Raw genomic sequence first — 14,542 nt, 5'->3', positions numbered from 1 at the left:
GAGCGGTCGTATAAGTGGATGAAATGCCGCTTGATTTTCCGCTCATCCGGTGACGATAAGGATTTTCGAACCAAGCTTTGGCGCGTCGGCTCGGAGCTACATAACCCCGCCGCAACCGACTGAAGACGACTCGTTTTTTGCGGCTTCAACGGCGGGTTGTAGTCAATATCTGCCTGGAGTTTTCGCGATGTGTGAATGTTTCGTTCAGCCCGTTTCTTCCAAGGATTCCCTTGCGTTTTTTGCCCAGCGCGACCCCTTCGGTGCCAACCCATCAAGCTTGTCCGCCGACAGCCTTCACGCTGCGGCGGAGCCCGCGCTGCATGAGCGACAAAGCGTGATCAAGCCGAACATGCAGGTCAGCGCCATACGCAACCGTGGCGGGCGCCTGGAGTGCATCAAGGTGCGCTGGGGTTGGTCGCCCGTGTGGTCGATGGGCACGATGCCGCCGCTGACCCACCTGCCCTTGCACCTGGTGATGCGCTCCAAGGTGTTCGACCGGATCAAGCGCGACGGTCGCGTCCTGGTGGCGGTGGATGGCTGGTACGAAGCCGCCGCGGAGACTGGCGCGCACGCCCAGTCCAAGCGCCTGAGCTATACGACGTCGCGGCAATCCTCACCGATCTTCCTCGCCGCCCTGGCCCAGGCCAGTGAAACGCCCAACGGCTGTGACGGGCTGGCCCTGGTGACCTACGGCGACATGGTCAATCAACAGCAGCGACTGCTGGCCTTCACCGGCGAGAACGCCCTCGAATGGTTGCGCCCGGAGCTGGATTGGGAACAGGCCCGCGACATGGCCGCCCACGTAGCGGTCGCCGAACCGCAACTGGAGCACGTGCTGACCGCCAAGCGAATGGTCCAGGGCCGACGGTGACGGCGGCTCGAACCGGAGGAAGTGGCTGACAGCCCGAAGATCGGCGTTAAACTGGCAGGCCAGTCGTTTTGACGCGACTGGCCTCCTTTCTTTTCGAGCACGAGACTTCCATGGCGAACCAAGACATCACGTTCACCCCCGACCCGGACGCAGACTCCATCTCCTCCGACGTCGCCGGTTTCGGCGGCTTGCTGGTTTCCACCCAGATCCCGACCCGCGCCGACGGCAGCCTGGAGCTGGGCGACATCACGGCGCAGAGCGAATGCACGTTGCAGGCGCTCAAGAGCGCCCTCGAACGCGCCGGCAGCTCCATGGACCGCGTGTTGCACTTGACCATCTACCTGACCGACATAGCCGATCGCGCGGCTTTCAATGAAGTCTACAAACGCTTCTTCGCCAAGCCCTGGCCGGTGCGCGCCGCGGTGGGCGTGGCGGCGCTGGCGGTGGAAGGCATGAAAGTGGAAGTGACGGCGATGGCGGCGAAGGGCTGAGCGCACGGTCTTACGAATCAGTCTCGTGGCGAGGGAGCTTGCTCCCGCTGGCCTGCGCAGCAGGCCCAAGCTTTTTTGCCAAGGCAGAAATTTTTGGGGCGGCTTCGCCACCCAGCGGGAGCAAGCTCCCTCGCCACGGGGGTTTTGTTAAGGCTGGCTCCCAGCTTCAACATCGGTGTTTTGTTAAGGCTGGCTCCTAGTCCAACAGGGGCTGTGTTTATTCAGTTGTAGGATCCTTCGGGTTTGGGCTACATCGTCTTGCGCCATTGCCTACGACTACGCCAGAATCCACCGGCTTGTGCGTCTTGAGGGCGGGCTTTACTGTTTCACGGTCGCTGAAAAATCAGCGATCGGGTTTGGTAGCCCGGTTTTCCATGTGACGCACAGCTTCACTTTCTGCGAATGCCCTTCAGCATTTGCATAAATGGTGGCCATGCGTAGGGCGTCTTCGGGCGCGCCGGTGTTCATGTGGACCGGTCTACCAACCTTCGTATGGCCGCCACCCTTCGTTTGGTAGCGAGGGGTCATGGCTTCTCTAAATTCCACATGAGACTCCATCTATGTTCAAAGCAACCCCAAACCCGCCAAACACCGAACCCACCCAACTCTTCACCGTCATCAACGGCATCGACACCGAAGCCCTGCTCGCCAACCTCAGCGAAACCCTCGCCTCGGCCAATGCCATGGTCACCGACCTGGCCTTCGACCTGGACGGCTCGCGACGCCACATTGCCCTGGGCATCCAGCAACTGATCGAGCTGAGCGGGCTGCTGGCGAACCGCGCGCTGGATAACGTCGAAGCCCGCTAGCCGTCATCACCCGAAACCCTGTGGGAGCGAGCTTGCTCGCGATAGCGGTGGCACAGTCAGCTTCACCTCCAACTGACCCACCGCCATCGCGAGCAAGCTCGCTCCCACATTGGGTAAGCAGGACCAGAAGGTTCCAATCCCATCCTCTGATCCCCGCCTATACTTCTCTGCCAATCCCCCCCGGGGCCTGCACTTCCAACAATAAAAAGCAGAGGTGGAACATGGTCTGGCAACAAGTCTACGATCCCTTCGGTAATGCGGTGCTGTCGACGCTCCTGGCGGCGGTTCCGGTGGTGGTGATGCTGGCGGCCCTGGCGTTCTTTCATGTCAAGGCGCACCTGGCGGCGTTGTACGCCCTGGCCTCGGCGTTGCTCATCGCGATTTTCGCCTTCGGCATGCCCGCCGACATGGCCGGTTCGGCGGCCCTTTATGGTGCGGCCAACGGCCTGCTGCCGATCGGCTGGATCGTGCTCAACATCATCTTCCTGCACCGGCTGACCACCGAGAACGGTTCGTTCAAGGTCCTGCAGGATTCCCTGGCGCGCATCACCGACGATCGGCGGCTGCAATTGCTGCTGATCGCCTTCTGTTTCGGTGCCTTCTTCGAGGGCGCGGCGGGCTTCGGCACGCCAGTGGCGGTGACCGGAGCGATCCTCATCGGGCTGGGCTTTTCGCCGCTCGCCGCCTCGGGCCTGGCGCTGATCGCCAACACTGCGCCAGTGGCGTTCGGCGCGCTGGGTACGCCGATCATCACGCTTGCCAAGGTCACCGGGCTGGATGAAATGGAGCTGTCGATGATGGTCGGCCGGCAGTTGCCGTTTTTCTCGGTGATCGTACCGTTCTGGCTGATCTGGGCGTTCGCCGGTTGGCGCAAGATGCTCGAAGTCTGGCCGGCGATCCTGGTGGCCGGCGTCAGCTTCGCCATCCCGCAGTTCTTGGTATCGAACTACCACGGCCCGATGCTGGTGGACGTGATTGCCGCGCTGATTTCCATGGCCTGCCTGACCGGTTTCCTCAAGGTCTGGAAACCGGCCACGGTGCATACCTCGGCGGCGTTGTCAGGCCGGCACGATGATTCGAAGATCGACCCCAGCGAGCAACAGACACCGGTGGCCAGCGGCGCCTTCGCCAGCGACAACCGCCCCGCCGTGCTGCGGGCGTGGATGCCGTGGATCATCCTCACGGTCTTCGTGTTTGCCTGGGGCACCCAGGGCTTCAAGAATCTGTTCGACACCCGCCCGGCCCTCGACCCGCAGACCCAATCGGCCAGGCTCGATCCCCAGGGCAAGCCAATGCGCGAGGCGAATCCGATCTTCTCGCCGCTGTTGACCTTCGGCACCATCCACCAGCAAATCGAAAAGGTCCCGCCGGTGGTGCCCCAGCCGAAAACCGAGGAAGCGGTCTACAAGTTCAACTGGTTTACCGCCACCGGCAGCGGCATCTTCCTGGCGGCCATTCTCGGCGGCTTGCTGATGGGCTATTCGATCCCGCAACTGGCGCGTCAATACCTGCGAACGCTGTGGGTGGTGCGCTATTCGCTGATCACCATTGTCGCCATGTTGGCGTTGGGCTTTCTTACGCGCTATTCGGGCCTGGACGCGACCATGGGCCTGGCGTTTGCCGCGACGGGCATCTTCTACCCGATGTTCGGCACGCTGCTGGGCTGGCTCGGCGTGGCGCTGACCGGTTCGGACACGGCGTCAAACGTGCTGTTCGGCGGTTTGCAACGGGTCACGGCAGAGCAGTTGGGAATCAGCCCGGTGTTGATGGCCGCCGCCAATAGTTCCGGCGGGGTGATGGGCAAGATGGTCGACGCCCAGTCGATCGTGGTCGCCTCCACCGCGACCCGCTGGTACGGCCACGAAGGGGAAATCCTCCGCTACGTGTTTTTCCACTCGGTGGTGCTGGCGATTCTGGTGGGCGGGCTGGTGACGTTGCAGGCGTATGTCGAGCCGTTCAGTCACATGGTGGTGGGAGGAAAGTAACCTGGAAATGAACCAGCTTTTGTGGCGAGGGAGCTTGCTCCCTCGCCACGGGCGGACTTACCTGGTCGGGCTTACTGAACGTTCTTCAGCTTGACCACATCACCGGACACCGAAGTGGTGTAGCCGGTCAGGACCCAGGCCCAGAACCAGTTTTCCTGGACTTGAGTGTTGATCATGGCGTCGCCGCCCTTTGCCTTGATCGCGGCGGTCTGGGCGCGCACGAAACGGTTGTTCTGGCGGATCGGGATCACGCCGAACAGCAACAGGCCGGTGGCCTTGGCTTCACTGTGGCCAACCACGGTGTATTGGCTGCTGTCGTATTGCTGGGTTTTCATCGGGGTGCCGGTGCAACCCGCCAGGACCAGGCCGAACAGTGCGCAGGCGACAACTTTGCTGAATTGTTTCATTTGATGCTCCATGGGAAAACGCCCGGGATCCGTCTCTCGGGCGGCGCGTACTCTAACCGATCAGCAACAAAAAGACACAACGTCACTCCCCCCAATTACGGGCCTGAGAGGCTCATCGCAGAGCCATCCGTCAGTTGGGCCTCCAGCGAAGCAGACTCCCGTCGATAGCATGAAAACTACGCCACGGAAGGCAATTCATTGTCTTGACGACCGCCAGATACGGCCGGTCCCGTTGGAGGATTTCATCATGATTGACGTGACTGTCTGGAGCGTTACCCTGCCGGTGCAAACGCCCGCGCAGGTCGTGGCGACCAAAGCCATGCCGAGTCTGAACAACAAGTATTTCGACAATAACGGCCAGAGGATCATCTTCTGGGCGCCTGTCACCGGCTCCCATACCGGTAACAGCGATTACCCGCGTTCCGAATTGCGGGAAACCAGCAAAGACGGGAAACATCGCAACTGGCGCTACAACAGCGGCACCAACACTCTCAAGGGTGAATTGTCGGTGAACCAGGTGCCTTCGGAAGGCCGTGTGGTAGTGGCGCAGATTCACGCCAAGGAGGCGCCGACGCCGTTGTTGAAACTGGTTTACCGCTACGAAAAAGGCGTCGGCAATATCGACGTGGAATACCGCTTCAAGCCCAAGGACAAAAAAAGCCCGGTGATCATGACCGTGCCCAAGGTGCCGTTGAACAAATCGTTCTCGTACACGCTGCAAATGGACAAGCAAGGCCAACTGTCGGTGCTGATCGGCAGCAGTGGCAAACAGGTGAAACTGGACAAGTCCTGGCAAGGCTACGATTTCTACTTCAAGGCCGGCGTCTACACCTTGGATAACAAGGGCAGCACCAGTGAAGGCGGAAAAGTGACCTACACCAAACTGAGCGCCAGCCACAAGTGACTGGCGTTCTTTCCCCACTCAAGCCTTGGACGGCGCCACGACCGCTTGTCGGCCGCTGAAGGTCAGCAGGAAGCAGACGAATACCACCAGGGCAAAACCGGCCGGGAACAGCCAGATGCTTTTCCAGTCGTGGCCGCCTTCCACCACAAAGTGATCGGTCACCTGCCCCGCCACCCAGAACCCGATCAACATGCCCACTCCGTACGTCGCCAGGGTGATCAGCCCCTGGGCCGAGCTGCGCAGGTGCGCGGGCGCCTTGGCGTCCGTGTAGATCTGCCCCGAGACAAAAAAGAAGTCGTAGCAGATGCCGTGCAGCGCAATGCCGGTGAACAGCATGAACGCCAGCCCGCCGTTGTCGCCGTAGGCGAACAGCACGTAGCGCAACGCCCACGCCAGCATGCCCACCAACAGCGCCAGCTTGATACCGAAGCGCTGGATGAACAGCGGCAACAGCAGCATGAACAGCACTTCGGACACCTGCCCGATGGCCATTTTCGCCGTCGGGTTGGTCATGCCGGTTTCCGCCAGGAACGGGTTGGCGTTCTGGTAGTAGAACGCCAACGGGATGCAGATCAGGATCGAGGCGATGAAGAACACCAGGTAGCTGCGGTCCTTTAACAGGCCTAACGCGTCGAGCCCCAGCGACTGCTTGACGGCGCCAGCGCTCGCCTGCGCCTTGAGCGGCGCGGTGCCTGGCAGCGTGAAGCTGTAGAGCCCAAGGAGCAGCGAGGCAATGGCCGCCATGAGGAACGTATTGCGCAGGCCGCCGGCCGAGATCGCCTCGCGTGAGTCCCAGGCGAAGACAAAACTGATCACCACGCCGGCGACGATCCAGCCGACCGTGCCCCAGACGCGGATACGCGAGAACTCCAGCGCCGGATCACGCATCTGCCGGAATGCCACGGAATTGACCAGGGCCAGGGTCGGCATGTAGATCACCATGTAGGCCAGCACGTACGGATAGAACGCGTTGAAATCCGCCGCCGAGTACAGCTGATACAACAACACCGCGCCCACCAGGTGCAGCACCGCCAGGATGCGCTCGGCGTTGAAGTAGCGGTCGGCAATCAGGCCGATGACGAACGGCGCGATGATCGCGCCCCAGGATTGGGTGGCGAAGGCCATGCCGATCTGCCCGCCGCTGGCACTCAGCGTAGTGGACAGGAACGTGCCAAGGGTGACGAACCAGCCGCCCCAGATAAAGAACTGCAGGAACATCATCACGCTCAGGCGTGCATTCATCGTGGTCATGGTAGTCACCGTTTTATTGTTGTTCTTATGAAAAATTGAAGCCTTGCATGCCCTCTGTGGCGAGGGGATTTATCCCCGCTCGGTTGCGCAGCGACCGCAAAATCTTATGACCGCTTCGCAGCCCAGCGGGGCGGCGCGACGTTTCGCTAAATCCCCTCGCCACAGGGGTTATGTCATTGGCACCGGGGGCAACCCCAGCAACCGCCGATTGGACGCTTCGTCCGCCGTGACACCGGCGAAATCATCGAACGCCTTGGCGGTCTTGCTGATCATGTGCCGCTGGATGAACGCCGCGCCTTCGGCCGCGCCCTGCTGCGAATCTTTCAGGCAGCATTCCCATTCCAGCACCGCCCAGCCGTCGAAGCCGTACTGGGTCAGCTTGCTGAAGATCGCCTTGAAATCGATCTGCCCATCGCCCAGGGAACGGAACCGGCCGGGGCGATCAACCCAAACCTGGTAGCCGCCGTAGACACCGGAACGGGCATCGGGGCGGAATTCGGCGTCCTTGACGTGGAACATGCGGATGCGGTCGTGGTAGCGATCGATGAAGCCCAGGTAGTCCATCTGTTGCAGCAACAGGTGGCTGGGGTCGTAGAGGATCGCCGCCCGTGGATGGTGATCGACGGCTTCGAGGAAACGCTCGAACGAGGCGCCGTCGTGCAGGTCTTCGCCGGGGTGGATCTCGTAGCACAGGTCGACGCCGGCCGCGTCGAAACAGTCGAGGATCGGCAACCAGCGCCGGGCCAGTTCGGCGAACCCTTGCTCGACCAGGCCGGACGGACGTTGCGGCCACGGGTACATATAAGGCCACAGCAACGCACCGGAAAACGTCGCGTGGGCCTTGAGGCCCAGGCGTTGGCTGGCACGGGCGGCGAGTTTCAGTTGCTCGATGGCCCACTCGGTGCGCGCCTCGGGCTGGCCGCGCAGGTGGGCCGGGGCGAAGTCGTCGAACAGCGCGTCGAATGCCGGGTGCACCGCCACCAACTGCCCTTGCAGGTGCGTCGACAACTCGCTGATCTCGACGCCGGCCGATGCGCAGACGGCCTTGAGCTCATCGCAATAATCCTGGCTCTCGGCGGCCCGGGCCAGGTCGATGTAGCGCGTGCCGAGGGTCGGCAGTTGAATCGCCTTGTAGCCCTGCGACGCGGCCCATCGAGCAATGTCGGCCAGGGTGTCGAACGGCGATTCATCGGACATGAACTGCGCCAGGAAAATCGCTGGCCCGCGCAGGCCGCTCGGTGTTTCGTCGGGGGTGCTCACAACTGCGATTCTCCGGTTTTCAGCGTGGTCCATTTCGCCTCGCCACGGTGATTGAGGATGGCGGCCTCAATGAACGCCATACCGCGCAAGCCGATTTCGATGCCGGGTACGCCAGGCACATCGGGGCCTTCGACGCGTTCGCGAATGGCCCGGGCGAAATCGCCGTAGAGGTTGGCCATCGCTTCCAGATAACCCTCGGGATGCCCGGCGGGCAGACGCATGCGGCGCGTTGCGGCCTCGCACAACCACGGCTGGCCAACCCCGCTACGCAGGATGCTCAGGGGTTGATCGAGGGCGCGATGGATCAGGCTCGACGGCTGTTCCTGGCGCCACTCCAGGGCGCCTTTGTCGCCGTAGACGCGGATCTTCAGCGGGTTCTCTTCGCCGGTGCAGACCTGGCTGGCCAGCAACACGCCGCTGGCGCCGCGTTGCATCTGGAATAACATCGCCACGTCGTCGTCCAGTTGCCGACCGGCGACATGCGTGCCCAGCGTGGCGCAAAGCTGTTGGATCGGTTGGTCGGCGACGAACTCCGCCAAGGAAAAAGCATGGGTGCCAATGTCACCAATGCAGCCGCCCAGCCCGGACTGTGCCGGATCGTCGCGCCATTCGGCCTGTTTGTTGCCTTGCGCGGCGACGTCCTGGCTGAGCCAGCCCTGAGGGTATTCGACGAGCACTTTGCGCACCTGGCCGATCACGCCCGAACGCACCATCTCCCGGGCCTGCCAGACCATCGGGTAGCCCAGGTAGGTGTGAGCCAGGCCGTAGAGACAACGGCTGCCCTGCAGCACGTCCCTGAGCGCGAGCAACTCCTTGAGGTTCAGTGCCGCGGGCTTTTCGCTGAACACATGGAAACCCGCCGCCAGCGCCTGGCGGGCAATGGGCGCGTGGAGATGGTTGGGGGTGACGATCACCAGCAGTTCCATGCGCTGGTCCAGAGGCAGCAGCGCCTCGGCGTCGAGCATCTGCTGCCAGTCGTGATAACAGCGGGACGCGGCCAGCCCCAGGGCTTCTCCGGTCTGCCGGTTATTCTGCGGGTCACGGCTGAACGCGCCGCACACCAGCTCGAAACCACCGTCCAGGCCCGCGGCCTGACGATGGGCCTGGCCGATGAACGCGCCCTCCCCACCGCCGACGAAGCCCATTCTTATTTTTGGTGCTACAGGTTTCATCGCGATTCTCTTTTGTCCGGACTGATGATGTAACCGGTTACATCATGAGCGGAAATCTAGGCCTGGTTTAGCTTCGTGTCAAACCCTGGAAGATGCCGATGAGCATTTGTCAGGCTTCGAACCTGCGGTAAGCTCGCGGCCATGCCTGTGTCTCCAGGCGCCGAATCGAGGTGATCTTGTCGAATATCCGTGAAGTGGCCCGGCTGGCCGGTGTTTCCGTGGCCACGGTGTCGAGGACGCTGAAGTCGCCTGAACGCGTGCTGCCGGAAACCCGCGACAAGGTCAACGCCGCGGTGGCACAGGCCGGTTATCGACCGAACCTGATGGCGGTGCAGTTCCGTTCCCGCCGTACCGGCAACCTGGTGATCCTGGTGCCGGCGATCGCCAACACCTTTTTCGCCCGGGTCATCAGCGGCGCCCAACAGGCGGCGCAAGCGGCCGGCTATCGACTGCTGCTGTGCGATACCCAGGGCCGCGAAGCCATCGAGCAGGAATTCGCCGCGCTGGTCTACGCCCACCAGGCCGACGGGGTGATTCAACTGCGCGCCAGCGACCCCTTTGTTTCATTGCCGCCCGGCGCCGACGCGTTGCCGCTGGTCAATGCGTGCGAAGTGGTCAAGGACGCGCCCTACCCGACCATCAGCCTGGACAACCGCAGCGCCGCCCGCGCCATGACCGAGCACCTTATCGGCCTCGGCCACCGACGCATCGGCATCATCAAGGGCCCTCGCAGCAGCCCGTTGACCCTCGATCGCGTCGCCGGCTATCAGGACGCCTTGCAAGACGCCGGCATCGCCATCGTCCCCGAGCTGATCTGCCACGGCGACTTCACCCTCAAGGCCGGCTTCGACGGCGCCAGCGCCATGCTCGCCCTGGCCGAGCGTCCCAGCGCGCTGTTCTGCGAGAACGATGAGATGGCCATCGGCGCGCTCAAGCGCATCAAGCAGACGGGCCTGCGGGTGCCCGAGGACATCTCCCTGGTGGGTTTTGACGACATCCCGTTCGCCGCCTATTGCGATCCGCCGCTGACCACCATTTCCCAGCCAGCTGAAACCTTTGGTCACAAAGCCGTAGAAATGCTCATCGCCCTGATCGAGAAAAGATCCATCGCCCAGCGGCACGTGCTCCTGCCGTTCGAGCTGACCGTACGCGGCAGCAGCGCAGCGCCAGGCTCCAGCATGGCCTGATCAGGCCCATCGGAGTTGTCGACTCGCCATCAGGCCCGTTTCGACTACAGTGGAAAGACTCTGCAAAAGCCATAACAAGACGGAGAGTCGCCATGCCAATCAGCAAACGCTTCATTTCCCTGGCCGCCACCGCAGCCGTGATGGTCACGACCACGGCCTATGCTGCGCCAGCGTACATCAACATTCTGACCGGAGGCACCAGCGGGGTGTATTACCCGATTGGCGTCGGGCTCTCGCAGATCTATAGCAGTGGCATCAAGGATTCCAAGACGTCGGTCCAGGCCACCAAGGCTTCGGTGGAAAACCTGAACCTGCTGCAAGCCGGACGCGGGGAGTTGGCGTTCGCCTTGGGCGACTCGGTGGCGGACGCCAAGAATGGGGTGGAAGACGCCGGCTTCAAGGCGCCCTTGACCAAGCTGCGGGCCATCGCTGGCGCCTACCCCAACTACATACAAATCGTCGCCAGCCAGGAATCAGGCATCAAGACCCTGGCCGATCTCAAGGGCAAGACCGTTTCGGTCGGCGCAGCGAAATCCGGCACCGAGCTCAACGCCCGGGCAATCTTCAAGGCCGCGGGCCTGACCTACAGCGATATGAAGGTGCAATACCTGCCATTCGCCGAGTCGGTGGATCTGATCAAGAACCGCCAGTTGGATGCCACGCTGCAATCTTCCGGCCTGGGCATGGCAGCGATTCGTGACCTGGCGTCGACCATGCCATTGAACTACGTATCGATTCCCACCGATGTCGTGGCAAAAATCGGTAACCCGGCCTATTTGAGCGCACAAATCCCGCCCAACACGTACGACGGACAAACTGACGCCGTGCCCACCGTCGCCATCACCAATATCCTGGTGACCCGCGAGGATGTGCCGGACGAAGTGGCCTATCAGATGACCAAGCTGCTCTTCGACAACCTCAATCGCCTGGGCACGTCCCATTCGGCGGCGAAAGACATTTCCCTGAAAAACGCCGCGAAGAACCTGCCGATAGCCCTGCACCCTGGCGCCGAACGCTACTACAAGGAAGTGGGCGCGCTGTAGACCCCTGGGGCGGCAACGGCGTAAACCGCCGTTGCCGTGTCGTGTTTCGCACCGGCTACAGACAACAGGCAGGCACCTTATGAGTGAAGACCAGCACGGCATCGCCACGGACCCACGGGACTGGCCGAAGACGCTGTTCTATGTAGCGTTGCTGTTTTCCATATTCCAGATCGTCACCGCAGCCTTCTCCCCGGTATCGAGCATCGTGCTGCGGGCGGTGCATGTGGGCTTTTTGCTGTGGGTGGTGTTCTTGAGCTACCCGGCCCATGGCAAGCAACGGCCCTGGCAACCCCTGGCCTGGGCGTTGGGGCTGGCGGGGATGGCGACCGCGCTCTATCAGTGGGTGTTCGAGGCCGACCTGATCCAGCGCTCCGGCGACCTGACGAGCGCCGACATGGTCATCGGCATCGTCCTGATCGTGCTGGTATTCGAGGCGGCGCGGCGGGTGATGGGCATCGCCTTGCCGATCATCTGCGGCCTGTTCCTAGCCTATGGCCTGTTCGGCGAACACCTGCCGGGCGACCTGGCGCATCGCGGCTACGGCGTGGACCAGATCATCAACCAATTGGCGTTTGGCACCGAAGGGTTGTACGGCACGCCGACCTACGTATCGGCCACTTATATCTTCCTCTTCATCCTGTTCGGCGCTTTCCTGGAAAAGGCCGGCATGATCAAGCTGTTCACCGATTTTTCCATGGGCCTGTTCGGCCACAAACTCGGCGGCCCGGCGAAGGTGTCGGTGGTGTCATCGGCGCTGATGGGCACCATCACCGGCTCGGGCATCGCCAATGTGGTGACGACCGGCCAGTTCACTATTCCGCTGATGAAACGCTTTGGCTACAAGGCCGCGTTCGCCGGCGGCGTGGAAGCGACATCGAGCATGGGCAGCCAGATCATGCCGCCGGTCATGGGTGCGGTGGCGTTCATCATGGCCGAGACCATCAACGTGCCGTTCGTGGAAATCGCCAAGGCGGCCTTGATACCCGCCTGCCTGTATTTCGGCTCGGTGTTCTGGATGGTGCACCTGGAGGCCAAGCGTTCGAACCTCAGAGGTCTACCCAAGGATCAGTGCCCGAGTGCCTGGGGCGCGGTCAAGGAAAACTGGTATCTGCTGATTCCACTGGCAGTGCTGGTCTATCTGTTGTTTTCCGGGCGCACTCCGCTGTTCTCCGGCATGGTCGGGCTGGCATTGACCGCTATCGTGATTCTCGGGTCGGCGATCATCCTCAAAGTATCGAACTATGCCTTGCGCTGCGCATTCTGGATAGCACTGGGGATTCTCTGCGTCGGCTTCTTCCGGTTGGGTATCGGAATCGTGTTCGCGGTGATCGGCGTGCTGGTGGTGGCTTGCTGGTTCATGCAAGGCACACGGGAAACCCTGGTCATCTGCCTGCATGCATTGGTGGATGGTGCCCGGCACGCCGTTCCGGTGGGGATCGCCTGCGCCTTGGTCGGCACCATCATCGCCGTGGTTTCGCTGACGGGCGTGGCGTCCACTTTCGCCGGTTACATCCTGGCCATCGGCAAGGACAACCTGCTGCTGTCGCTGATCCTGACCATGCTTACCTGCCTGGTATTGGGCATGGGCATCCCGACCATCCCGAACTACATCATCACCAGCTCGATCGCCGCGCCAGCCCTGTTGGAACTGGGCGTGCCGCTGATCGTATCGCACATGTTCGTGTTCTATTTCGGCATCCTCGCCGACCTGACCCCTCCGGTGGCCCTGGCCTGTTTCGCCGCCGCGCCCATCGCCAGGGAGAGTGGCCTGAAGATCAGCTTCTGGGCCGTGCGCATCGCCCTCGCCGGCTTCGTCATTCCGTTCATGACGGTCTACAACCCGGCGCTGATGCTCCAGGGCGACAATCTCTGGATGACGGCGTACATGCTGATCAAGACCTTGCTCGCGGTCGGCCTGTGGGGCATGGCGTCTACCGGTTTCCTGCAACAGAAGATGCCGGTCTGGGAACGGCTGATGTGTTTTGCCGCCGGGGCATTGTTGGTGGTGGCGCTGCCGTTGACCGATGAAATCGGCTTTGTCCTGGGGGCGCTGTTGATCGGGCAGCATCTGTGGCGCGCACGTCGCGGCGGACAGGCCTTGGCGTGATCGGCTTGTGCCTGGGCCTGTCCGGAGTGATCTGGGCGCAGCTTGAACTCAGCGAGTTCACCTTGGCGTGGGATCACACCATCGAGAAGATCCGTTGGGAGGAAGACTACCGTGTCACCGAAACGGGCCTGGTCCTGGGCGAAGCCAGGATCAAGGGCAACGGTGCCGGCATGGAGATTCCGGAAAACGCCCGGCTGGAACACGGCAGTTGGCACTACTATCGCCAACTGCCGCCGCTGCAACCCTTGAAGCTGGGCCGCACGCCCCAGGCCGGCGATTACCAACTGTGTCATGCCGGCCATTGCCAGCCGATGGCGCATTGGCTCGGCCCGCCCACCGTGGAACACCCCTCGGTAGAACTGTGGAGCTGCGAACGGCGCTCGATCATTCAGCGCTGATCGACCGCCACGCCGCCTGCGCCAGTAATTCCCGATGGGCCTTCGGGCTGGTCGGCACGCGCCCCGCCAGCCAGGCACGGCAATAACTTTCCGACGCGCCGATGATCAGCGAGAACATCAACTCGGCTGGATAACGCTTGAGCGCCTCGCCCTGCTCCGCCGCGCTCAGCCACTGCCAGAGCTGGCCGTTGCGCGTGCTGTTGCGGCTGGCGAGTTCGTCCTTGAACGGTCCCTTGGTCACGGCAAAACGCGCGTGATACTGGAAACGCGCCCATTCCGGCTGGCTGTCGACCCAATCGACATAGCTGAAGATCAACGCTTGCACGCCCTGTTCGGCCGTCGTCGCCTCGGCCAGGTATTGCTCGCGCAAGTGCGCCTGGTCGTCCAGCGCGGTGAAGAACAGCGCCGCCACCAGGCCTTCCTTGTTGCCGAAGTGGTGGTAGATCGCGCCGACACTGGTCTGGCATTCGGTGCGGATCATTTCAATGGTGGTCGCCTCGATGCCCTGTTCGTTGAACAGCGCCAGGGCCTTGCTGAAGATATCGCGCTTGAGCTCGGCCCTTCTGCCGGGGAAGGCACGTTCGAGTAATTCCGTTGTTTGCATGCTGGGCTTAAACCGGTTCGTTGAAGGATCAGGCAGACGACTGCCCATGACGA

At 62.2% G+C, this 14,542-nt stretch carries 15 protein-coding genes; 9 read left to right on the top strand and 6 right to left on the bottom strand.

Features of this window, described 5'->3' with window-relative positions; genetic code table 11:
- Positions 1 to 187 precede the first annotated feature (187 nt).
- Complete coding sequence (locus J3P86_RS10215; RefSeq protein WP_434624630.1) at positions 188 to 871, top strand: SOS response-associated peptidase family protein; 684 nt, start codon at positions 188 to 190, stop codon at positions 869 to 871.
- 110 nt (positions 872 to 981) lie between these two features.
- Complete coding sequence (locus tag J3P86_RS10210; protein WP_434568979.1) at positions 982 to 1,362, top strand: RidA family protein; 381 nt, start codon at positions 982 to 984, stop codon at positions 1,360 to 1,362.
- A gap of 318 nt (positions 1,363 to 1,680) precedes the next feature.
- Here J3P86_RS10210 and J3P86_RS10205 read toward each other — a convergent pair whose 3' ends face one another.
- A complete protein-coding gene (locus tag J3P86_RS10205) occupies positions 1,681 to 1,908 on the bottom strand; it encodes a hypothetical protein (protein ID WP_434624632.1) in 228 nt (75 codons plus the stop codon).
- Between the two features lie 14 nt (positions 1,909 to 1,922).
- Between J3P86_RS10205 and J3P86_RS10200 the strand changes: the two genes are divergently transcribed.
- Positions 1,923 to 2,171, top strand: coding sequence for a DUF6124 family protein (locus J3P86_RS10200; protein ID WP_434700115.1), 249 nt, complete (start codon positions 1,923 to 1,925; stop codon positions 2,169 to 2,171).
- A gap of 221 nt (positions 2,172 to 2,392) precedes the next feature.
- Positions 2,393 to 4,156 carry an L-lactate permease gene (locus J3P86_RS10195; protein WP_434624635.1) on the top strand — a complete coding sequence of 588 codons (1,764 nt, stop codon included), beginning with the start codon at positions 2,393 to 2,395 and terminating at the stop codon, positions 4,154 to 4,156.
- Positions 4,157 to 4,227: 71 nt separating this feature from the next.
- On the opposite strand, the gene J3P86_RS10190 is transcribed toward J3P86_RS10195, so the two are convergent.
- A complete protein-coding gene (locus J3P86_RS10190; RefSeq protein ID WP_434568981.1) occupies positions 4,228 to 4,563 on the bottom strand; it encodes a hypothetical protein in 336 nt (111 codons plus the stop codon).
- 247 nt (positions 4,564 to 4,810) lie between these two features.
- Between J3P86_RS10190 and J3P86_RS10185 the strand changes: the two genes are divergently transcribed.
- Positions 4,811 to 5,467 (top strand): polysaccharide lyase family 7 protein, encoded by a 657-nt coding sequence (locus J3P86_RS10185; RefSeq protein WP_434624637.1) that lies wholly within the window; start codon positions 4,811 to 4,813, stop codon positions 5,465 to 5,467.
- An 18-nt stretch (positions 5,468 to 5,485) separates the two neighbouring features.
- Here the strand turns inward: J3P86_RS10185 and J3P86_RS10180 are convergent, their stop codons facing one another.
- The 3 genes from J3P86_RS10180 to J3P86_RS10170 all read right to left on the bottom strand — a co-directional run bounded on the left by J3P86_RS10180 (position 5,486) and on the right by J3P86_RS10170 (position 9,150).
- Positions 5,486 to 6,718 (bottom strand): nucleoside permease, encoded by a 1,233-nt coding sequence (locus J3P86_RS10180; RefSeq protein WP_434624639.1) that lies wholly within the window; start codon positions 6,716 to 6,718, stop codon positions 5,486 to 5,488.
- A gap of 168 nt (positions 6,719 to 6,886) precedes the next feature.
- A complete protein-coding gene (locus J3P86_RS10175; RefSeq protein ID WP_434631405.1) occupies positions 6,887 to 7,915 on the bottom strand; it encodes a sugar phosphate isomerase/epimerase family protein in 1,029 nt (342 codons plus the stop codon).
- Positions 7,916 to 7,974: 59 nt separating this feature from the next.
- Positions 7,975 to 9,150 (bottom strand): Gfo/Idh/MocA family protein, encoded by a 1,176-nt coding sequence (locus tag J3P86_RS10170; protein ID WP_434700114.1) that lies wholly within the window; start codon positions 9,148 to 9,150, stop codon positions 7,975 to 7,977.
- Between the two features lie 176 nt (positions 9,151 to 9,326).
- On the opposite strand from J3P86_RS10170, the gene J3P86_RS10165 reads away from it, so the two are divergent.
- From J3P86_RS10165 to J3P86_RS10150, 4 genes are all read left to right on the top strand, one after another.
- Complete coding sequence (locus J3P86_RS10165) at positions 9,327 to 10,337, top strand: LacI family DNA-binding transcriptional regulator (RefSeq protein WP_434700112.1); 1,011 nt, start codon at positions 9,327 to 9,329, stop codon at positions 10,335 to 10,337.
- A gap of 92 nt (positions 10,338 to 10,429) precedes the next feature.
- Positions 10,430 to 11,380, top strand: coding sequence for a TAXI family TRAP transporter solute-binding subunit (locus J3P86_RS10160; protein ID WP_434624645.1), 951 nt, complete (start codon positions 10,430 to 10,432; stop codon positions 11,378 to 11,380).
- A gap of 79 nt (positions 11,381 to 11,459) precedes the next feature.
- Positions 11,460 to 13,487: a TRAP transporter permease gene (locus J3P86_RS10155; protein ID WP_434695071.1), complete on the top strand. Its 2,028-nt coding sequence runs from the start codon at positions 11,460 to 11,462 to the stop codon at positions 13,485 to 13,487.
- Positions 13,484 to 13,885, top strand: coding sequence for a DUF1850 domain-containing protein (locus tag J3P86_RS10150; protein ID WP_434700110.1), 402 nt, complete (start codon positions 13,484 to 13,486; stop codon positions 13,883 to 13,885). The genes J3P86_RS10155 and J3P86_RS10150 overlap by 4 nt, the downstream gene beginning before the upstream one ends.
- On the opposite strand, the gene J3P86_RS10145 is transcribed toward J3P86_RS10150, so the two are convergent.
- Positions 13,872 to 14,489 (bottom strand): TetR/AcrR family transcriptional regulator, encoded by a 618-nt coding sequence (locus J3P86_RS10145; protein ID WP_434700108.1) that lies wholly within the window; start codon positions 14,487 to 14,489, stop codon positions 13,872 to 13,874. The two genes, J3P86_RS10150 and J3P86_RS10145, sit on opposite strands and share 14 nt — an antisense overlap.
- Between the last annotated feature and the right edge of the window lie 53 nt (positions 14,490 to 14,542).

It is taken from the genome of Pseudomonas sp. D1-1 (assembly GCF_051132225.1).
Taxonomy (GTDB): Bacteria; Pseudomonadota; Gammaproteobacteria; order Pseudomonadales; family Pseudomonadaceae; genus Aquipseudomonas.
The sequence above is the reverse complement of the archived record's forward strand: the minus strand, read 5'-3'. Positions and strand labels throughout refer to the sequence as shown.